This is a genomic window from Anabaena sp. CCY 9910 (genome assembly GCF_963920875.1).
Lineage (GTDB): Bacteria > Cyanobacteriota > Cyanobacteriia > Cyanobacteriales > Nostocaceae > Trichormus > Trichormus variabilis.
Genome location: NZ_CAWUDJ010000169.1, coordinates 1 through 217, shown reverse-complemented (window position 1 = coordinate 217; position 217 = coordinate 1). Strand labels below are relative to the sequence as shown.

Genomic DNA, 217 nt, shown 5'->3' with positions numbered 1-217 from the left:
CAGCCGAACGCTATATTGCTGACGGCTATCTGTGGAACAGTGGCAATTTCATCGTCTCGGCTGCAACCCTTTTGAACGAGCTCAGGCATGAGGCGCCTGCGGTCGCCGCGGCGGTCGTCGCCGCCCTGCCGCCGATAGAGGCCGGGGATCTGGCCACCTTGTCGCCCGCTTTTTCGTCCGCGCCCAAGATCTCCATCGACTATGCGGTGATGGAGAA

At 61.8% G+C, this 217-nt stretch carries 1 pseudogene; it reads left to right on the top strand.

What is annotated here, in order from left to right:
- Positions 1 to 217, top strand: a pseudogene (locus ACM5QX_RS29710) (hypothetical protein); the annotation flags it as partial.